General features: G+C 70.1%; 21 protein-coding genes. 10 read left to right on the plus strand and 11 right to left on the minus strand.

The window, feature by feature from the left end:
• Window positions 1-49 precede the first annotated feature (49 nt).
• Genes aroA through bcp form a run of 3 tightly spaced genes read left to right on the plus strand, consistent with a single transcriptional unit; the run spans window position 50 to window position 2,948 of the window.
• Entirely contained in the window at window positions 50-1,429 is a 1,380-nt protein-coding gene (aroA, locus tag CLV54_RS12885; RefSeq protein WP_100345373.1) for a 3-phosphoshikimate 1-carboxyvinyltransferase, read from the plus strand.
• A complete protein-coding gene (rsgA, locus tag CLV54_RS12890; protein WP_100345374.1) occupies window positions 1,426-2,472 on the plus strand; it encodes a ribosome small subunit-dependent GTPase A in 1,047 nt (348 codons plus the stop codon). The genes aroA and rsgA overlap by 4 nt, the downstream gene beginning before the upstream one ends.
• Window positions 2,469-2,948 carry a thioredoxin-dependent thiol peroxidase gene (gene bcp, locus CLV54_RS12895; protein WP_100345375.1) on the plus strand — a complete coding sequence of 160 codons (480 nt, stop codon included), beginning with the start codon at window positions 2,469-2,471 and terminating at the stop codon, window positions 2,946-2,948. Before rsgA ends, bcp begins: the two co-directional genes overlap by 4 nt.
• A gap of 160 nt (window positions 2,949-3,108) precedes the next feature.
• Here bcp and CLV54_RS12900 read toward each other — a convergent pair whose 3' ends face one another.
• Entirely contained in the window at window positions 3,109-3,543 is a 435-nt protein-coding gene (locus tag CLV54_RS12900; RefSeq protein WP_100345376.1) for a hypothetical protein, read from the minus strand.
• 207 nt (window positions 3,544-3,750) lie between these two features.
• Here CLV54_RS12900 and CLV54_RS12905 point away from each other — a divergent pair, with 207 nt between their 5' ends.
• Window positions 3,751-3,999, plus strand: a complete 249-nt coding sequence (locus CLV54_RS12905; protein ID WP_100345528.1) for a WhiB family transcriptional regulator — start codon at window positions 3,751-3,753, stop codon at window positions 3,997-3,999.
• 102 nt (window positions 4,000-4,101) lie between these two features.
• Here CLV54_RS12905 and CLV54_RS12910 read toward each other — a convergent pair whose 3' ends face one another.
• Entirely contained in the window at window positions 4,102-5,592 is a 1,491-nt protein-coding gene (locus CLV54_RS12910) for a sensor histidine kinase (RefSeq protein ID WP_100345377.1), read from the minus strand.
• Between the two features lie 166 nt (window positions 5,593-5,758).
• On the opposite strand from CLV54_RS12910, the gene CLV54_RS12915 reads away from it, so the two are divergent.
• Window positions 5,759-6,349, plus strand: a complete 591-nt coding sequence (locus CLV54_RS12915) for a Dps family protein (protein WP_100345378.1) — start codon at window positions 5,759-5,761, stop codon at window positions 6,347-6,349.
• A 57-nt stretch (window positions 6,350-6,406) separates the two neighbouring features.
• Here the strand turns inward: CLV54_RS12915 and CLV54_RS12920 are convergent, their stop codons facing one another.
• The 4 genes from CLV54_RS12920 to CLV54_RS12935 all read right to left on the minus strand — a co-directional run bounded on the left by CLV54_RS12920 (window position 6,407) and on the right by CLV54_RS12935 (window position 10,272).
• On the minus strand, window positions 6,407-6,811 hold the full coding sequence (locus CLV54_RS12920; RefSeq protein WP_100345379.1) for a DUF6855 family protein: 405 nt from the start codon (window positions 6,809-6,811) through the stop codon (window positions 6,407-6,409).
• 134 nt (window positions 6,812-6,945) lie between these two features.
• Window positions 6,946-8,205 (minus strand): CpaE/TadZ family protein, encoded by a 1,260-nt coding sequence (locus CLV54_RS12925; RefSeq protein ID WP_100345380.1) that lies wholly within the window; start codon window positions 8,203-8,205, stop codon window positions 6,946-6,948.
• A gap of 2 nt (window positions 8,206-8,207) precedes the next feature.
• Window positions 8,208-8,831 carry an SAF domain-containing protein gene (locus tag CLV54_RS12930; protein ID WP_100345381.1) on the minus strand — a complete coding sequence of 208 codons (624 nt, stop codon included), beginning with the start codon at window positions 8,829-8,831 and terminating at the stop codon, window positions 8,208-8,210.
• 166 nt (window positions 8,832-8,997) lie between these two features.
• Window positions 8,998-10,272, minus strand: a complete 1,275-nt coding sequence (locus tag CLV54_RS12935) for an MFS transporter (RefSeq protein ID WP_245861696.1) — start codon at window positions 10,270-10,272, stop codon at window positions 8,998-9,000.
• A gap of 207 nt (window positions 10,273-10,479) precedes the next feature.
• On the opposite strand from CLV54_RS12935, the gene CLV54_RS12940 reads away from it, so the two are divergent.
• Complete coding sequence (locus CLV54_RS12940) at window positions 10,480-10,767, plus strand: helix-turn-helix domain-containing protein (protein ID WP_100345383.1); 288 nt, start codon at window positions 10,480-10,482, stop codon at window positions 10,765-10,767.
• Window positions 10,768-10,812: 45 nt separating this feature from the next.
• Here the strand turns inward: CLV54_RS12940 and CLV54_RS12945 are convergent, their stop codons facing one another.
• From CLV54_RS12945 to CLV54_RS18140, 3 genes are all read right to left on the minus strand, one after another.
• Complete coding sequence (locus CLV54_RS12945; RefSeq protein ID WP_157802956.1) at window positions 10,813-11,403, minus strand: DMP19 family protein; 591 nt, start codon at window positions 11,401-11,403, stop codon at window positions 10,813-10,815.
• Window positions 11,404-11,470: 67 nt separating this feature from the next.
• Window positions 11,471-12,073 (minus strand): hypothetical protein, encoded by a 603-nt coding sequence (locus CLV54_RS12950; RefSeq protein ID WP_100345385.1) that lies wholly within the window; start codon window positions 12,071-12,073, stop codon window positions 11,471-11,473.
• A 167-nt stretch (window positions 12,074-12,240) separates the two neighbouring features.
• The gene (locus CLV54_RS18140) at window positions 12,241-12,678 is read right to left on the minus strand and encodes a substrate-binding domain-containing protein (protein ID WP_100345386.1); all 438 of its coding nucleotides are present in this window, start codon (window positions 12,676-12,678) and stop codon (window positions 12,241-12,243) included.
• Here CLV54_RS18140 and CLV54_RS18215 point away from each other — a divergent pair.
• The 3 genes from CLV54_RS18215 to CLV54_RS12965 all read left to right on the plus strand — a co-directional run bounded on the left by CLV54_RS18215 (window position 12,617) and on the right by CLV54_RS12965 (window position 15,539).
• Window positions 12,617-12,784, plus strand: a complete 168-nt coding sequence (locus CLV54_RS18215; RefSeq protein ID WP_157802957.1) for a beta-galactosidase small subunit-related protein — start codon at window positions 12,617-12,619, stop codon at window positions 12,782-12,784. The two genes, CLV54_RS18140 and CLV54_RS18215, sit on opposite strands and share 62 nt — an antisense overlap.
• A gap of 143 nt (window positions 12,785-12,927) precedes the next feature.
• On the plus strand, window positions 12,928-13,470 hold the full coding sequence (locus CLV54_RS12960) for an Rv3235 family protein (RefSeq protein ID WP_100345387.1): 543 nt from the start codon (window positions 12,928-12,930) through the stop codon (window positions 13,468-13,470).
• A gap of 182 nt (window positions 13,471-13,652) precedes the next feature.
• Complete coding sequence (locus CLV54_RS12965; RefSeq protein WP_157802958.1) at window positions 13,653-15,539, plus strand: amidase family protein; 1,887 nt, start codon at window positions 13,653-13,655, stop codon at window positions 15,537-15,539.
• A gap of 82 nt (window positions 15,540-15,621) precedes the next feature.
• Here the strand turns inward: CLV54_RS12965 and CLV54_RS12970 are convergent, their stop codons facing one another.
• Entirely contained in the window at window positions 15,622-16,284 is a 663-nt protein-coding gene (locus CLV54_RS12970) for a response regulator (RefSeq protein WP_100345529.1), read from the minus strand.
• A 71-nt stretch (window positions 16,285-16,355) separates the two neighbouring features.
• Between CLV54_RS12970 and CLV54_RS12975 the strand changes: the two genes are divergently transcribed.
• Window positions 16,356-17,600, plus strand: coding sequence for a sensor histidine kinase (locus CLV54_RS12975; protein WP_100345388.1), 1,245 nt, complete (start codon window positions 16,356-16,358; stop codon window positions 17,598-17,600).
• A 16-nt stretch (window positions 17,601-17,616) separates the two neighbouring features.
• Here the strand turns inward: CLV54_RS12975 and CLV54_RS18145 are convergent, their stop codons facing one another.
• Complete coding sequence (locus CLV54_RS18145; RefSeq protein ID WP_281258178.1) at window positions 17,617-17,739, minus strand: hypothetical protein; 123 nt, start codon at window positions 17,737-17,739, stop codon at window positions 17,617-17,619.
• Window positions 17,740-17,760 lie beyond the last annotated feature (21 nt).

Raw genomic sequence — 17,760 nt, forward strand, 5'->3', positions numbered from 1 at the left:
CCGTCATTCGGGCCTCCCGTTCCTTTGTTTCGCCGCTAATCTGTAACCGATGCTCAGTTCCAGATATTCCCCGCCCGAGTTCGATCCGTACGGCGACGCGCGTGCAGACGACGAGAACGTGCTGTGGCCTGCTCCGGTCGCGCCGGGCCCTCTCGCGGCCCGCATCTCGCTCCCCGGCTCGAAGTCGCTCACCAACCGCGAGCTCGTGCTCGCCGCCCTCGCCGACTCCCCCAGCCTCCTGCGCGCACCCCTGCACTCGCGCGACAGCACCAACATGATCGAGGCCCTGCGCGCGCTCGGCGCCGGCATCGCCGAGCAGCCCGGCGACAGCCCGTTCGGGCCCGATCTGCTGGTGACCCCGGGCGAGCTCTTCGGCAGCACGACGATCGACTGCGGGCTCGCCGGAACGGTCATGCGCTTCGTCCCCCCTGTGGCCGGTCTCGCGCTCGGCCCGACGACCTTCGATGCGGATGCCTCGGCACGAGGCCGTCCGATGGCGACGATGATCTCGTCCCTGCGCGAGCTCGGCGTCGACATCAACGACGACGGGCGCGCGTCCCTTCCCTTCACCGTGCACGGCACGGGCGCGATCGCGGGCGGCTCGATCACGATCGACGCCTCCTCGTCGAGCCAGTTCGTCTCGGGGCTCCTGCTCGCCGCGGCCCGGTTCGACAACGGCCTGAGGCTGCGGCACGCGGGCGAGCGCCTGCCGAGCCTCCCCCACATCGAGATGACGATCGAGACCCTCGCGGCACGCGGGGTGCCGGTCTCCTCCCCGGCCGTGGGCGAGTGGCTCGTCGAGCCCGGGCGCATCGCGGGTCGCGACGTCGACATCGAGCCCGACCTGTCCAACGCGGCCCCGTTCCTCGTCGCCGCGCTCGTCGCCGGCGGCAGCGTGACCATCACGGGCTGGCCCTCCGAGACCACCCAGGTCGGAGCGGACCTCCTGCGGCTGCTCCCCGAGTTCGGCGCCACCGTGAGCTTCGCCGACGGCGCGCTCACGGTCACGGCCGGTGACGGCATCCGGGCCGTCGACCTCGACCTGACCACCGGCGGCGAGCTCGCTCCCCCGCTCGTGGCGCTCGCCGCCCTCGCCGACGGCCCCAGCACCTTCACGGGCATCGGCCACATCCGCCACCACGAGACCGACCGCCTCGCGGCGCTCACGGCCGAGATCAACAAGCTCGGCGGCGAGGTGACCGAGCTCGACGACGGCCTGCGCGTCGTGCCGAAGCCTCTGCACGGCGGCGTCTGGCAGAGCTACCACGACCACCGGATGGCGACGGCGGGTGCCATCCTGGGCCTCGCGGTGCCCGGGGTCGAGATCGAGAACGTCGCGACGACCGCGAAGACCCTCCCCCAGTTCACCGAGCTCTGGCAGCAGCTGCTCGGGCTCTCGCACGACGCCGCGGGAGTCGCCACCGTATGAGCTGGTGGGACACGGGCGATGACGACGATGGCGACGACGAGTTCGACGAGTCGAGCATCCGTGAGCGTCCGCCCCGGCGCGGCTCGCGCCCGCGCACCAAGACCCGGCCGAGCCACGACGACGCGACCGGGGCACGCGTGCTCGGCGTCGACCGCGGGCGCTACGCGGTGCTCGTCGACGAGGACACCCACGACGAGCGCGAGATCACGGCCACCAAGGCCCGCGAGCTGAAGCGCAACTCGGTCGTCACGGGCGACCGGGTGCGCGTCGTCGGCGACACGAGCGGTGCGGAGGGCAGCCTCGCGCGCATCGTCCGCGTCGACGAGCGCACGACCCTGCTGCGCCGCAGCGCCGACGACACCGACGCCGTCGAGCGGGTCATCGTCGCCAACGCCGACCAGCTGCTCATCGTGGTCGCGGCGGCAAACCCCGAGCCGCGCGCACGTCTCGTCGACCGGTACCTCGTGGCGGCGTTCGACGCGGGCATCGACCCCATCCTGTGCATCACGAAGACGGATGTCGCCGACCCGGCCGAGTTCCTCGCCAATTTCGCCTGCCTCGACCTGCCCGTCATCACGAGCTCGCAGGACTCCTTCCCCATCGACGAGCTGCTCGGAATCCTCCTCGGCCGCACGACGGTCGCCGTCGGGCACTCGGGCGTGGGCAAGTCGACCCTCGTGAACGCCCTCGTGCCCGACGCCAACCGCGCCACGGGCGTCGTGAACGCCGTGACGGGCCGTGGCCGCCACACCTCCTCCTCGACCGTGAGCCTGCGCGTCAGGGACGCTGAGGGGCGTTCGGGCTGGATCATCGACACCCCCGGTGTGCGATCCTTCGGCCTCGGCCACGTCGACCCCGCGAACGTGCTGCGCTCCTTCGCCGAGCGCGCGATCGTTCCGGCGGGCGATCCGCCCGGCGGCGTCGCGCTGCGCGACGCCCACGACTGGGAGATCGTCGATCGCGTCGAGGACGGCGAGCTCGGCGACGTGGGCCGGGAGCGGCTGCACTCGCTGCAGCAGTTGCTCACTAATCTGGAGTCATGACAGAGATCACGCGCCTGGCTGCAGGCGATACCGCACCCGACTTCACCCTCGACGACCAGGACGGCGCGCCCGTCTCGCTCGCCGACTTCAGCGGCACGAACGTGATCCTGTACTTCTATCCCGAGGCGATGACCCCCGGCTGCACGACGCAGGCGTGCGACTTCCGCGACAACCTCAACTCGCTCAAGGCGGCCGGCTACCGGGTGATCGGGATCTCCCGCGACGAGCCCGCCAAGCTCAAGCGCTTCCAGGAGACCGACGGCCTGAACTTCCCGCTCCTGAGCGACCCGGATCTCGTGGTGCACAACGCCTACGGGGTGTACGGCGAGAAGAACTCCTACGGCCGCATCGTCACGGGAGTCATCCGCTCGACCTTCGTCATCGACGGCTCGGGCACGATCGAGCACGCGCTCTACAACGTCAAGGCCACGGGCCACATCTCGATGCTGCGCAAGAAGCTCACGATCGACGCCTGAGGCCCTCTCGTCCCCCCGCTTCTCTCCCCGCTCACAACGACGGACATTTCGTCGATTCGGAGGCGTTCTGGCGCGAAAACGCGTGTTCGAGGCAGAAAGTCCGTCGTTATGAGTTGTGAGCAGGGTCACGTTGTGACCGTCGACAGGGCGAGCTCGGGGATCAGGCCCGGCGGAGCGCCCGGGTGACCGACGGCGACAGCAGCAGCACGATGCCGAGGAGCGAGGGCACGAGCAGGGTCCAGCCGACCTCGGGTTGCGCGTAGACGCCCTGGAAGCAGCCGACCGCGATCGCGATCTGGATGAGCTGCCACACGAAGGCCGCCCCGCGGATCCAGGATGCCGCGCGCAGGCTGCCGATCGCGGCTGCGAGCACGAACACCGCACCGAGCAGCGCGAGCACGAGGATGGCGACCGCGGTGGGCAGTGAAGTCGGCTCCTGCGTCAGCAGCTCGATGAGCAGCCACACGACGATCCCCACCATCAACGCGGCCTCGGCGAAGAGCAGAACGCTCAGAAGGGCCAGCAACGGCGGACGTCTGGACGGGCGAGGAGCGTCCGGAGCGGCATCCTGGTCGTGCTCGGGCCGATTACTCACAGACTTATCCCATACAAAACTATTGATTTGAAACTATCAGTATGCCAACATATTTCAGGTCGCATTGACGCTCACAGGGTCGTGGGCAAATCTCTTTGAAGATTTTACTTTCCTGCAATGTGACACGATCCCCCACTGCATATCCGGCGAATGCGCCGTCTCTTGGCGCACGTCTATGCATACCCGCACTATAAGGAGCACCCCCATATGGATTGGCGCGACAAAGCAGCCTGCCTGACAGCTGACCCGGAACTGTTCTTCCCTGTCGGCAATACGGGTCCTGCGGTCGACCAGATCGAGAAGGCGAAAGCTGTCTGCGCCCGCTGCTCGGTCACCGAGGTGTGCCTGCAGTACGCTCTCGAGACCGGCCAGGACTCGGGTGTGTGGGGTGGCCTCAGCGAAGACGAGCGCCGCGCCCTCAAACGTCGCGCCGCCCGCGCGCGCCGCGCCTCCTAGACAGCGTTCGACTCGGGCCGGGAGACCGGCCCGGGCCCCACGATTCTCCGCACCCGAGTTCAGTACTCGAACCTCAGCCGCTCGCGCGGCGTCACCGCATCGCTAGCGCTTGATGAAGCGCAGCGGGATCTCGATCGTCACTTCGGTTCCGCTTCCCATCATCGTGTGCCAGTCGATCGTGCCGCCCAGCTCACCCTGGATGAGGGTCCGCACGATCTGGGTTCCGAGACCCGATCCGACCTTGCCCTCCGGCAGGCCCGAGCCGTTGTCCCGCACCCCGACCGTGAGCGAGTCCTCGCGACGCTCCGCGCTGATCTCCACCTCTCCCGACCGGCCGGCCAGGCCGTGCTCGACGGCGTTGGTGACGAGCTCGGTGAGCGCGAGGGCGAGCGGGGTCGCGTACTCGCTGGGCAGGATGCCGAAGCTTCCCGACGATTTCGGGCTCACCGTCGTGTTGTGCGACGAGGCGACCTCGGCGACGAGCAGCAGCACCCGGTCGAACACCGCGTCGAAGTCCACGTTCTGCGAGAGCCCCTCGGAGAGCGTGTCGTGCACGACCGCGATCGCCGCGACCCTGCGCATGGCCTGGTTGAGCGCCTCCCGAGCCTCGTCGGAGTGGGTTCGCCGCGCCTGGATGCGCAGCAGCGACGCGACGGTCTGCAGGTTGTTCTTGACCCGGTGGTGGATCTCGCGGATCGTCGCATCCTTCGTGATGAGCTCGCGCTCCTGGTGCCGCAGCTCGGTCACGTCGCGGCTCAAGACGATCGCGCCCACCCGCTCGCCGTGATTGCGGATGGGGATGGCGCGCAGCGACACCGTGACCCCGCGCGCCTCGATGTCGGTGCGCCACGGCGCCCGGCCGGTCACCACGAGCGGCAGGGACTCGTCGACGATGAGCTTGCCGGTGAGCAGCGTCGTCGTCACCTCGGCGAGCGACTCGCCCTCGAGCTCGTCGGCGAAGCCCATGCGGTTGAAGGCCGAGAGCGCGTTGGGGCTCGCGAAGGTCGTGATGCCGTCGACGTCGAGGCGGATGAGGCCGTCCGACGCTCGGGGCGCGCCGCGCCGAGGGCCGGTGGGGGCGCCGAGGTCGGGGAAGTCGCCGATCGCGATCATCGCGAAGAGGTCGTTCGCGCACTCGTTGAAGGTGAGCTCCTGGCGGCTCGGGGTGCGCGTCTCGCTCAGGTTCGTGTGCCGGGTGATGACGGCGATGGGCGTCTCGGTCGTCTCCGGGTGACCCGAGGCCAGCCGGCGGATGACAGGGACCGCCCGCACGCGGGTCGGGGTCTCCTCGTACCAGTCGGGCGCCGCCGAGTCGATGATCTGCGCGCTCTCGAACGCGTCGGTGACCTGTTTGCGCCACTCCGACTTGATCGTCTGCCCGACGAAGTCGCGGTAGAAGAGCGTCGCGGAGCTCGACGGCCGGGCGTGGGCGACCGCCACGAAGCTGTCGTTGTCGGTCGGCACCCAGAGCACGATGTCGGCGAAGGCGAGGTCGGCGAGCAGCTGCCAGTCCCCCACGAGCATGTGCAGCCAGTCGACGTCGGCCTCGCTCGATCGCCCCTGCGCATGGACCAGTTCACTCAGTGTCGACACGCGCTCTAGTCTAGGTCGGCTCCGGAACGAGCACCGAAAGAGCACGCTCTTAGCCGCCAGCCGGGGCGTCCGCAAGGCCTGGTTTCCCCGGACGCCTGCGCCTAGCGTCGATGGCGGGCTCGACCGAGAGCCCCGCCCGACACCGGGCTCAGGGAAGGACACCGACATGACATCCACTCTCGATCGCTCGACGAAGGCCGCCGCCGGGGCGAAGACCACCGGGGCGAAGGCCACTGGGGCGAAAGCCGCCGGCGCGGGTGCCAAGACGACACGGCGGCAGAACGCCGAGCGGGGCTTCACCGCGTCGAAGAAGCTCACGGATCACCTGCAGAGCGTGCTGGTCGACCTCGTCGAGCTGCACCTCCAGGGCAAGCAGGCCCACTGGAACGTCGTGGGCAAGAACTTCCGCGACCTGCACCTGCAGCTCGACGAGATCATCGACGACGCGCGTGAGTTCAGCGACGTCGTGGCCGAGCGCCTCCGCGCGCTGCACGCGGTGCCGGACGGGCGCAGCGACACCGTCGCCGCGACGACGACCCTGCCCGAGTATCCCGCCGGAGAGGTCGACACGGCGGAGACCGTCGACCTCGTGACGGCTCGGCTCGAAGCGGTCGTGGGCACGATGCGAGACGTGCACGACGAGGTCGACGAAGAGGACCCGACGAGCGCCGACATCCTGCACGCCATCATCGAGAAGCTCGAGCAGCACGCCTGGATGGTCAGCGCCGAGAACCGCACGGTGAGCACGAAGCGCTGATCGGCAGGCGGATGCCGCGACGACCGAACTATTGACGGTGCCGTGCCGTGCTGCGCCTCAGCCGATGGCGCGCATCTTGTTGTTGCGGGGGTCGTGGGTGAGCTCGGCGAGCCCGAGCTCTTCGAGCAGCGGCGGGAGATACATCCCGAACCTGCCCCGGTATCCCTTGCGCAGGCCGTACCAGCCGCCCACGGGGTTGCTCTCCGAGCGGCCCCAGGCTTCGACGGTGCCGCTCGCGGCGGCCTTCTGCTCATCGGCGGCGCCGAGCGAGACCCAGTCGCCCTGCTGCCTGAGCCAGGCGTGGAGATCGTCGATCGCCCGCAGCTCGTAGCTGAGCCGGGTCGCGCCGACCTGGCAGATGAGCGCAGGGGGCTGGGCGGCCCGATCTGCGTACATCGTGTACTGCGACGATCCGGGAGCCGTCGTCAGCACCCAGGGGTCCTCCTGCGTTCCGAGCGCCACGAGGCGTCTCCCTCCACCGGATGCCGACGCGGTTCTCCGGCCGACGCGTCGAGTATCCCGCATCGGGCGGGGCAAAGATAGCCTCCGCCAGCTCTGCTCTGCTCTGCTCTGCTCGGCTCGGGAGCGAGCGCCTCCTATGCCGGGCGCGGCAGGAGGCGGCCACGGCGTCTGCGGCCTCGTTCCCGCGCCGGCTGCGCCTCCTGCGGCAGCAGCTGCGCCCGCACGAAACGCTCGAGGGCGACGCGCGCGGGCGAGTTCAGCGCCGTGTCGCGCAGCGTGCGACCGGCGAGCACCGCGGCATCCGCGGCGTTCTGATCGTGCGGCACGAGCGCGGGCGACGCGATCCCGCCGAGCCGCGCGAGGGTCGACGTCACCTGGCCGCCCGCGTCGACACCGACCGCGCTCGAGCGCACCCTGTTCATAACGACGCTCAGGGCCCCGGTCTCCATGATCTCGAGCAGTTCGACGTGCGCGCGCAGGAAGCGGGAGATGCCGATGGGGTCGGCCGCTCCGACAGCCACGACCCTGTCTGCTTCGGCGATCGCCGTGCGGGTGGCCGCGTTCCGTCGCGGCGCGAAGAGATCGCTCGAGATCTCCTCGTCGCTCTCGATGCTGAAGCCGGTGTCGATGACGATGTCCTGTGCCCAGGCCCGCGCCGCGCGCACCGTGTCGCGCACGCGCTCGGCGGAGAGCTCCGGCCAGCGGTCGGGGCGCGAGATCCCGGTGAGCACCCGGAACGAGCCGTGACCCGAGATGTAGTGCTGCGACAGCCGCTCCAGCTCGGCGTTGTCGAGCGCGTCGGCCGCGGCGAGTCGGCAGGCGGCCGCGAAGCCCGGCGACTCGTCGAGCATGCCGAGCGCGGGCGCGATCGTGCCGCCGTAGCAGTCGGCGTCGATGAGCAGCACGGCACGCCCCGCCGCCGCGAGCTCCGCGGCGATGCCCACGGCGATCGTCGATCGGCCGGGCGCGCCCGCCGGCCCCCACACCGTGATCACCGATCCGCTCTCCTCGCCGGGGCCGCCGCCCGCGCCGGATGCCGCGGGCCTCAGCGGGCCCGCGCCGGCCGCCCGAACGGTCTGCTCGACGTCTGACCAGCTCGCCGCGGCGTCCACGACCTCGTACAGCCCGAGAGCCGCGGCGTGCTTGCGCTCCAGGTCTCCGGCGGCGACGGCGACCAGGTGGATGCCGCGCCCGTCGCACGCGGAGACGAGCGCCGCCGTGAGCTGCCGGCGCGTCGACTGCACGAGCACGATGTGCGGCGGCATCCGCTCGATGCTCGCGATCATCTCGGTGGCCGTGGCGAGGCGGGCGCTCACGGTGTGGCCCGCGGCGACGAGCTCGCCGATCAGGCGGTCTTCGATGCGGTGCTCGAGCGCGAGGGCGACGGTCGACACGATCAGCCCGCCGCCCGGCCGGTCGAGGGCACGACCGTGATCGCATCGGCGTTGGCGACGGCTTCGAGAACCGCGGCGACGGCACGGTTCGGCACGAGGATCTCCACGGCCTGCGACGACGAGGAGACGACCCCCGACGGCTCGACGACCCCGATGACGGAGGCGCCGCCCGCGAGAACGCTCGGCGGGCCGAAGCCGCCGCCCTCCGCTGGGGCGGCGGCCCACACGTCGACGACGGCGCCCGGCTGCACGGAGCTCGGCAGCCGCCCGGCGACCTCGACGACGATCGGCGCGACCCGGGCGCTCTGCTCGCGCCCCACCGCGGCCACGGGCACGAGCTCGCCCGCCGCGATGCTGCGCGTCGCCACGGCGCCGTCGTCGATCAGCCCGTCATCCGCCAGATAGCGCGACGCCGCCGAGCCGAGATTCGCCTCGGTGGCCACGAGATCGCTCGCCGTGATCCGGTCGCCCACGGCGATCGCCGACCGCGCGGCGAAGACCGGAGCCGTGCTGTCGTTCACCGAGACGACGATCGTGACCCCGACGACGGATGCCGCGACCAGCGCGATCCCGATGCCGAGCCTCGGATCGAACCACCGCGCCCGCGCGCTCGTCTGTGCCGCCATCGTTCTCCCCGCCTGCCGTACCCGCCGCGGCATCCACTCGTCACGCGGCGACCAGCACATACTGCCTGGCCCGGCGGTCGCGGCGGGGAAGTTATCCACACATGCCGGCCCGGCGCGTGCCGGCCGTCGTCCGCCCCGGCCCAGGCCGTGCGCTCAGGCCGTGCGCTCAGACCGCCTCGCGCACCTCTTCGTCGTCGTGCGGGGCGGCGGCGCCCGCGGCCCTCACGGCGGCCCGGCCCGAGGGCAACAGCAGCGCGACGACCATCACGAGCACCGTGGCGATGCCGCCGAACACGAGCAGCAGCTGCACGCTGATGACATCCGCGAGCGGGCCGAAGACGGTCATGCCGATCGGAGTCGCGAGCGCCATGACGATGCCCACGTAGCTGAAGACCCGGCCGTGCATCTCCGGCTGCACCGTCTCCTGCACGAGCGTCATGAACGGCGCCGAGAACAGCGGCACGAGCAGCCCGAACGCGAACATAAAACCGTAGAACACCCAGAGGTCGGGGCTCAGCCCGAGAGCGATCGTGAAGATCGCGAAGCCGAAGGTCGAGAAGAGGATGAGACCGATGCGGCTCCGCTTCGCCAGCCAGGTCGAGACGAGCACACCGCCGAGCAGCATGCCGAGGCTGAACGCGATCTCGAGCACCGTGACCATCCAGACCTCGGTGCCGAAGGTGCGCGCGATGAGCAGTGGCGTGATGAACGACGGGGCGACCGTGAGCAGGAAGATGAGCGCGAACACCCCCAGCAGCCAGCGGACGACGGGATGCCGCCAGATGTAGCGCATGCCCTCGACGAGGTCTTCGCGGTAGCTCGACGTCTTCTCGGCGATCGAGGCGAGCGTCGGCACGCTCACGAAGACGAGGAACCCGATTCCGATCGCCGCCGTGATGACGTCGATGAAGAACAGCGGAACGAGGCCGAAGAGGCCGAAGATCGCACCCGCGGCGGCGGGGGCGAGCAACGCCATCGCCGACTGGATCGTCTGGAAGATGCCGTTCACGCGCATGAGCTGGTCGGGCGGCGCGATCTGCGGGATCATCGCCTGCACGGCGGGCGTCTGCACACCCGCACCGACCGAGCGCACGGCGACCGCGAGCAGGATGATCCACAGATCGGTGACGCCGTTGAGCATGAGGACGGCGAGCACGAGGGTCGCCGCCGCGATCGAGCCGTCGGCGATGATCACGAGCACCCGGCGGTTCATCCGGTCGGCGAAGACGCCTCCGAAGATCGACACGACACCCTGCGGCAGGAACGCCGCGACCGCGTAGAGCGCGACGGCGAAGCCCGACCGGGTCTCGAAGGTCACGTACCACATGACCGCGTACTGCACGATCATCGAGCCGAAGAGCGAGATCGTCTGACCGCTCAGGAAAAGGCCCACGTTGCGGCGCCAGTGCGCCGGCGCGATCGCGGGGGTGGGTTCGCTCATGGCGTCCTCATTCACTCGGGGATGCATGGGTGGAGTCTATGTGAACAGCGTACAGATTGCAGACCGCCCGACGGCGCCGCCCGCGCCGCTCACACCTCGCGCACGCTCGCGCCGCGGAGGCGGCGGAAACCGGGCGAGCCCCGCAGAATCGGCGGCGAACTTATCCACACCGTGGCACGAGACGGGCCCGCGCGGAATAATCGAGGGATGACAGAAGCCGGGGACGCATCGACGCTCGGGCGATTCCTCACCCTCGCCGACACGGCCGAGATCCTCAACGTCACCGTCGCCGAGGTGCTCGAGCTCGTGCGCTCCTCCGAGCTGCCCGCGATCCAGGTGGGCGCGGGCGGCCCGTGGCGCGTGGAGCGCGTTGTGCTCGAGTCCTACATCGAGGCCCGGTACGAGGAGTCGCGGCGCCTCGGCCTCTGGCTGCAGTCCGATTTCTCGAACATCCCCGAGCTGTCGGCGGGGCGGGTGCTCCGCGCCGACGAGTAGTCCGCGGCATCCTGCATCACCCGGCCTGCATCACCTCGGCGGGCGTCACTCGGCAGGGTCGCCAGCCTCCGCGGCCGCCCGCCGGGCCTCCAAGCCGTCGATGAGCGCGATGCGCGACGCGACGAAGTCGTCGACCTCGGCGCGCGGCACCACCCGCAGCTCCGGCAGGGCCGTGAGCCACGCGGCGTTGAGCTCGGTCAAGTCTTCCGCGTCGTCGATGCGCTCGAACTCGTCGTCGACGGCCTCCAGGATGTCGCGGGTCTCGCTGTCGCCGAAGAACTCGCCCTCGAGGAAGCCCTCGCGCTCCTCGTCGTTGAGCGTCTGGTAGGCGTCGACCGCCCGCTCGAACAGGGCGGCGTGGCCGTGCGCATCCATGCCTTCGAGTCCGTCGCGCACCCACTCGACGAGCGAGTCGGGCAGCCCGCTGTTGACGACGAACTGGGCGAAGCCGCCGTTCGAGACCTCCGCGAGGTAGTAGTCGACGTAGTAACTGCGTATCGCGTTCGGGGCGATCTCGCCGATCTCGAGCAGGCCGGACAGCAGGGCGTTGACGATCGTCACGTTGGAGTAGACGATCGAATCCGCGCCCTCCTCGATGCTCTCGGCGGAGACGACGACGGGCAGTTCTGAGGCCATGCCCCTATTCTCCCGTTCCCACACGCGCCGGCAAGCCCCGTTCTCCGAGCGTTCACGATCACGGCCCTCACAGTCGCACGACGACGAGCGCCGAGAACGACACGACCCGCACGTGGTCGACGAGCTCATCGCGGCGGGGCACTCCGCGCTCGTGCACCGCGAGGTCGAGGTGGTCGCGCCCGACGCGGTCGATCGTGCCGTGCAGCCCTCCCGCGACGGTCTGCACCTCGACGGCACGCCTGCGCCGGCACAGGTCGCGCAGCACGAAGGCGATGCCGATCCTGTCGACCAGCCGCGGCCCCTCCCCCTGCCCGGCCGATGGCGCGATGCTCTCGCCGAACGCGTCCCGCTGGAGCGTGATGCCCGCGATGGATGCCAACGGCAGCAGCCCATAGGCCGAACGCGGACCCCGACCGCCCAGCTCTCCCCCGACCCAGTCCTTGCCGAAGGTCTCCGGGCGCAGCGCGAGCGTCTCCCCCGTCACGAGCGCGATCGGCACCGAATACCGGGAGCGCTTTCCGTGAGCCTCGGACAGCGCCATGAGGCGGTCGCGCACCGAGAGCCGGCCGAGACGCAGCCGCTCCTCCTCCGCACGCAGGTCGACGTCGCCGAAACCGCGCTCGTGCTCGATCTGGCTCTCCAGATCGTCGAAGAGGTCGTCCCACCGCATGGCAGTGACCGTACCGCGAGCGTGGGCGTGGCATCCGAGTTATCCACATACCGTAACCGCGATGAGGATCGGAGTCCGCCCTGAGCACAGCGCCACCGCAGCCCAGGATGAACCCGCAGCGCGGGAAGTCGTGACACAGAGGGTCAGGTCTGGTGCAGGCTCGGTACCTACCGTGCGGTGCTCTGGCGGACGGCGAGATGCGCTGGGACGCCCGTGAAACCGTGACGGACGCTCCCGGTCTCGATCTGTTCGAGCAGGATCTCGAAGCTTCGTTGGCCGACGATGTCGAAGTCCTGGTGGACAGTGGTCAGTGGCGGCCAGAACGAGTCGGATTCCGCCATATCGTCGAATCCGACGATGCTGACGTCCTCGGGAATCCTGCGACCCCGTTCGTGCAGCGCCTTGATGATCCCGAGGGCCATCTGGTCGTTGGCGCTGAAGACCCCGCTGATCTCGGGACGGTCGGCGATCTGGTCCGGTCTCCGGTTGATCGTCGATGTGGAAGCAGAAGGGCCGAGCGGGGTCGTCCTGCCCCGCCACGAGTTGGTCGGTTCACCTCGACCATCGACGGACTCCAGACCCCGTGTCTGGCTGAACCTCGACATCGCTCAGAACGGGCTCGGCACCGCCGCATGCGGACCCGGCGTGCTGCCCGCCTATCAACTCATCGCGAGCAACAGGCGCCTCGAGTTGGAGATCACTTCGTCATAAGCCGACGCGGAGGAGCACGAGTTATCCACATTTTCTAAAAACCGGTGGACACGACTTTAGTCGCCTGGTTGGGTAGACGCATCAACAGTACCCCCTATTCGGGGTAGGGCGTACCGTAACCACGATCATGACCGGAGTCCGCCATGAGCACAGCGTCACCCCAGCCCCTCGTCGCCGAGGAGCGCGCCTCCCTCACCGTCGTGCAGGCCCCCAGAGGCACAGGCACCCCGGCACGCGCAGGCACCCCGGCCCGCGCAGACGTCACCGAAGGCACAGCGGATGACGCGGGGCGGGTCCGATTCGACACCGACGAGTTCTTCGGCCACCAGCCCGCCTCCCGCACCGAGCTGCCCTCCCCCGAGCCCCTGCTCGAGAACCTCACCCGCTGCGTGATCGAGATCCTGGCCGGGGCCCGCGAGCTCGATCAGGTCGCTCGATGGGTGAGCGACGAGGTCTACCGCAACCTCCTGCGCCGGGTCGTGCTCTCGGCCCGAGCCCGCGCGGTCAAGGGCCAGGTCGCCGCACGGCCCGCCTTCACGATCGGGCGCATCACGATGTGCGAGCCTCGCGACGGGGTCGTCGAGGCGGTCGTCATGGTGCACGGCCGCGCCCGCTCCCGGGCGGTGGCCCTGCGCCTCGAAGGCCTCGACCGCCGATGGCGGGCGAGCGCCATCCACGTGCTGTGACGCGGCGACGGCGCGACGAGGATCACAACGGACACAACGGAGACGATGAGCCCCTCACGACACCCGAAACCTGAACGTCACACATACGAAAGACCTAGGAAATCCATAGCTGATTCTCTGTAGACCATCCGCCCCGGGCACTCACGCCGGCGGATTTTCACGAGTTCCCGTCAAGGAGTCCAATGTCGCACAACCATTCCAGCCCCGGGCCGAGGTCCCGCCGACGCCGGGGTGTCATCGTGGCCGCCGTCGCGTGCGCCCTCGTCGGCATCCCCGCCATCGGAGCGATCGCGGTCGAAGAGCCCGCGCCCTTCCCGCTCGACCTCTCGGTAGCCGGCATCCAGGAGGTCCAGGCGGGCCTCGCCGCGGGAACGTTCAGCTCCGTCGAGCTGACCCGGGCCTACATCGAGCGCATCAACGCGCTGAGCGTCAACGGCCCGCACCTCAACGCCGTGCGCGCCGTCAACCCGCAGGCGCTCGTCGAAGCCGCCGCGCTGGACGCGGAGCGTGCCGCCGGAACCGTCCGCGGCCCCCTCCACGGCATCCCCGTGCTGCTCAAAGACAACATCGACGTCGAAGGCATCCCGACGACCGCCGGATCGGTCGCCCTCGCGAACTCCTTCCCCGCGGCCGACGCACCCGTGACCGCGACCCTCGAGGAGGCCGGCGCCGTCATCATCGGCAAGACGAACCTCACCGAGTTCGCGAACTACACGACGAGCGGGATGCCGGGAGGCTACAGCTCGCTCGGCGGCCAGGTGCTCAACCCCTACGACGCCAGCCAGACCCCGAGCGGATCGAGCGCTGGATCGGGATCGGCCGGCGCCGCCGCCCTCGCGACCGTCACGGTCGGCACCGAGACCTCGGGATCCATCCTCAGCCCCTCGCGCGCGAACTCCCTCGTCGGAGTGAAGCCGACGGTCGGGCTCGTGAGCCGCACGGGCATCATCCCGATCTCGGCGACGCAGGACACCGCGGGGCCCATGACCCGCAGCGTCTACGACGCGGCCGCCCTGCTCAGCGGCATGGTCGGCATCGACCCGGAGGACCCGGCGACGACCGCCAACCCGAGCGTCGGCGTCGACTTCACGGCCGGCCTGAGCGAGACGGCCCTCGCCGGCACCCGGCTCGGCTTCGTCGCGAGCAACAACGACGAGGTCTACACCGCGGCACTCGCGACCCTCGAGGCGCAGGGCGCGACCCTCGTGCCCGTGACCGTGGGCAACACGAGCGCGCAGAACATCCTGAGCCTCGAGTTCGAGCGCGACCTCAACGCCTACCTCTCGCGGCTGCCCGCCGACGCGCCCATGAAAACGCTCAGCGACATCATCGCCTACTACGACGCGCACGCGAACGCGGCCCTCAAGTTCGGCCAGACGCTGCTCACCGCGTCGGAGGCCGTCGATCTGAACGACCCGGCGACCCTCGCCTCCTACGAGGCGGCACGCGACCTCGGCCTCGCCGAGACGCGCGCGGCGATCGACACCGTGCTCACGACCAACGACCTCGACGCGATCGTCTCCAACTCGGGCACGACCGGCGTCGGAGCGCGGGCGGGCTACCCCTCGGTGAGCGTTCCCTCGGGCTACCTCGCCGCGAATCAGCGCCCCTCGGCTGTCGTCTTCCTCGGAACCGCGTGGTCGGAGGCGAGCCTGCTCGCCCTGGCCTACGACTTCGAGCAGGCGGCGGATGCCTGGCGGTCGCCGTTCGACGTGAACCCCTCGCTCTTCCGCTGCACCGAGCTCTACGGCCCGAGCGACTGGGACGCCTCGTGCACGGGCGAGTTCAGCCTCGTCGAGCCGAGCGGCGAGCCGACCCCGGAGCCGACGGTCGAGCCGACGACCGAGCCCACCACCGAGCCCACGGTCGAGCCGACCACCGAGCCGACGGAGGAGCCCACCACGGCGCCCGTCACGAGCACCACCTCGGGCAGTGCAGGCGGTTCGGGCGAGAGCCTCGCGAACACGGGCACCGAGCTCGCCGGAGCGATCGCGATCGGGGCGGCACTGCTCGCCGCGGGCAGCGCCACGGTGCTGATCACCCGGCGCAGGCGGCGCGTGCAGGCCTGATCGAGCACGACCGCGTGTGTCGGCGGGCGCCGGGACGGACACCTCGTCCGTCCCGGCGTCCGCCGCTGTGCGGGAGGCCCGGTCAGGGCCGACGCGAATCCGCGAGGAACCGCAGGACGGCGACCACCCGCGCATTGACGCCGGTGTCGGTGTCGATCCCGAGCGCCGCATAGACCGCTGTGAGGTGGTTGTGCACGGAGCGCTCGGAGATCGCCAGCCGCTGGGCCATGGCCCCGTTCGACAACCCCTCGGCGAGCAGCTGGAGGATCTCGTACTGCCGAGCGGTGAGCGTCGCGAGCACCGACTGCGGATGAGCGACGGAGGCGGCCACGAGCGTCGGGTCGAGCACGGTCTCGCCGCGGGCCGTCGCGCGGATCGCGCGGGTGAGCGCCGCCACGTTCGCGGTCGACGTCTTCGACAGGTACGACCAGCCGTGCGCGACATCCGCCGGCAGCTCGGCCAGGACGTCCATGGCGTTCACCGCGCTGAGCAGCAGGATGCCGAGCTGCGGGTCGCGCCGGCGCAGCTCCACTCCGAGCTCGATGCCGTCGCCGTCCTGCAACCCGATGTCGAGCACGGCCACCCTCACAGCACCCGGAAGGATGACCCGCCGCGCCTCGCTCGTCGACGCCACGGCCGCGACCACCTCGAACTCCTCCACCGCCGAGAGGCTCACGACGAGCATGGAGCGGAAGAGGGCGTGATCCTCGACGATGACGAGGGGAAGGGCTTCACGGAGATTCATGTCGGGGTCTTTCATGTTCTCACCGATCCGTGCAGATCGATGTGCGTCCCCGGAACAGTTAGTCTAGGCCCGTGGAACCGGACTTCCTCACCGATAGAACCCTCACGCCCGCCGATCGCAGAGTCTTCCTCGCGGTGGTCGCGGCCTCGGCGACTTTCGCGAGCCTGCTCGTCGTGGCGCAGTTCCTGATCATCACGACCGCCTTCGTCGACGAGTCCGGCGGAAGCTTCGAGGGTCCGTCGTTCGCATTCCGGGTCGTCAACAGCCTCGCGCCCGTCGTCTTCTACGTGATGCCGATCGCGCTCTACATGCACGGCAGGCATTCGTTCGGCCGCGGCTTCCTGCCCGTGCTCGTCGGCTCCTCGCTTCTGGGCTCGAGCGTCTGGTCACTGCTGCACCTCGCCTTCGGCACCTATCCCATCTACGACGCCTCCGTCGCGATCACCGAGATCTCCCTCACCGCCTCGCTGCTCGTGGGCATTGGCCTCCTCGGCTGGGCGCTCGTCGGTTGGCGCACACGCCTGCGTGCGACCGAGCGCGAACGGCTCTTCCGCGAGTGGCAGAGCGAGCAGAGCATCGCGCTCCTGCAGAGCGAAGAGCTGCGCGTCCGCCGCGACATCGCCGACGACCTGCACGGCACCCTGCAGAACTCGCTCGTGCTCGTGCAGCTGCAGCTCGCGGATGTCGCGGCTCGACTCGAGTCCGACGAGGAGCTCGCATCGCTCCGCGGAACGGTGCGCGACATCGAGCTCGCGGTCGACCACATCCGCGAGCACGAGGTGCGGCAGATCGCGCGATCCTTCTACCCGGAGGGGCTCGCCCGGGGTGTCGGCCCAGCGGTGACCACGCTCGTCCGCCGCCTCGACACGGCCATCGACGTCGCCGTCGAGATCTCCCCGGGGTTCGCCGAGCTCGACATCGCGAACGAGGAGCCCCTCGCCGCGGGCGAGCGTCTGCTCGTCTTCCGGATCGTCGAGGAGGGCGTCGTCAACGCGATCCGGCACGGCAAGGCCCGTGCCGTGCGCATCCGCCTCGACGCGGCGTTCGGCCCGCGCTCCGTGACGGTCGAGGTGCACAACAACGGGGTCCCGGCGCGCGGCGGAGCCGTCTCCGGAGGGCTCGCGAGCCTCGGCGATCGGGTGCGCCTCGTCGGGGGTGAGCTCGCACTGCGCGTCGAGGGCGAGTGGACCGTGCTCTCCGCCCGGCTGCCGTTGACGGGTGAGACGGCCTCGGCGCTCCCCCTCACACCGCCCGGGCGCGAGATCACGGCGGGCGGCTTCGGCGAGCTGCTCCGCGGCGCGTCCAACCGGCTCTGATCGCGTCCGACCGGGCTCAGCGCTCGGCCGAGCCTGTCGGCACCTCCACCGTCCTGGTGGGCGGAAGCTCGAGATCGGCGGGATCCACGGCGTGCACGAAGGCCGGGGCCTGGTCGACGGGGTTGCTCGATGAGGTCATGATGCCAGTCCAGCGGACGGG

It is taken from the genome of Compostimonas suwonensis (assembly GCF_002797855.1).
GTDB classification, from domain to species: domain Bacteria; phylum Actinomycetota; class Actinomycetes; order Actinomycetales; family Microbacteriaceae; genus Compostimonas; species Compostimonas suwonensis.

Excerpts from the sequence above, each read along its gene's own strand:
- aroA (WP_100345373.1), top strand. The coding sequence starts at position 50 with ATGCTCAGTTCCAGATATTCCCCGCCCGAGTTCGATCCGTACGGCGAC.
- rsgA (WP_100345374.1), top strand. The coding sequence starts at position 1,426 with ATGAGCTGGTGGGACACGGGCGATGACGACGATGGCGACGACGAGTTC.
- bcp (WP_100345375.1), top strand. The coding sequence starts at position 2,469 with ATGACAGAGATCACGCGCCTGGCTGCAGGCGATACCGCACCCGACTTC.
- CLV54_RS12905 (WP_100345528.1), top strand. The coding sequence starts at position 3,751 with ATGGATTGGCGCGACAAAGCAGCCTGCCTGACAGCTGACCCGGAACTG.
- CLV54_RS12915 (WP_100345378.1), top strand. The coding sequence starts at position 5,759 with ATGACATCCACTCTCGATCGCTCGACGAAGGCCGCCGCCGGGGCGAAG.
- CLV54_RS12930 (WP_100345381.1), bottom strand. The coding sequence starts at position 8,831 with ATGGCGGCACAGACGAGCGCGCGGGCGCGGTGGTTCGATCCGAGGCTC.
- CLV54_RS12935 (WP_245861696.1), bottom strand. The coding sequence starts at position 10,272 with ATGAGCGAACCCACCCCCGCGATCGCGCCGGCGCACTGGCGCCGCAAC.
- CLV54_RS12940 (WP_100345383.1), top strand. The coding sequence starts at position 10,480 with ATGACAGAAGCCGGGGACGCATCGACGCTCGGGCGATTCCTCACCCTC.
- CLV54_RS12945 (WP_157802956.1), bottom strand. The coding sequence starts at position 11,403 with ATGGCCTCAGAACTGCCCGTCGTCGTCTCCGCCGAGAGCATCGAGGAG.
- CLV54_RS12950 (WP_100345385.1), bottom strand. The coding sequence starts at position 12,073 with ATGCGGTGGGACGACCTCTTCGACGATCTGGAGAGCCAGATCGAGCAC.
- CLV54_RS18140 (WP_100345386.1), bottom strand. The coding sequence starts at position 12,678 with ATGTCGAGGTTCAGCCAGACACGGGGTCTGGAGTCCGTCGATGGTCGA.
- CLV54_RS12960 (WP_100345387.1), top strand. The coding sequence starts at position 12,928 with ATGAGCACAGCGTCACCCCAGCCCCTCGTCGCCGAGGAGCGCGCCTCC.
- CLV54_RS12965 (WP_157802958.1), top strand. The coding sequence starts at position 13,653 with ATGTCGCACAACCATTCCAGCCCCGGGCCGAGGTCCCGCCGACGCCGG.
- CLV54_RS12970 (WP_100345529.1), bottom strand. The coding sequence starts at position 16,284 with ATGAATCTCCGTGAAGCCCTTCCCCTCGTCATCGTCGAGGATCACGCC.
- CLV54_RS18145 (WP_281258178.1), bottom strand. The coding sequence starts at position 17,739 with ATGACCTCATCGAGCAACCCCGTCGACCAGGCCCCGGCCTTCGTGCAC.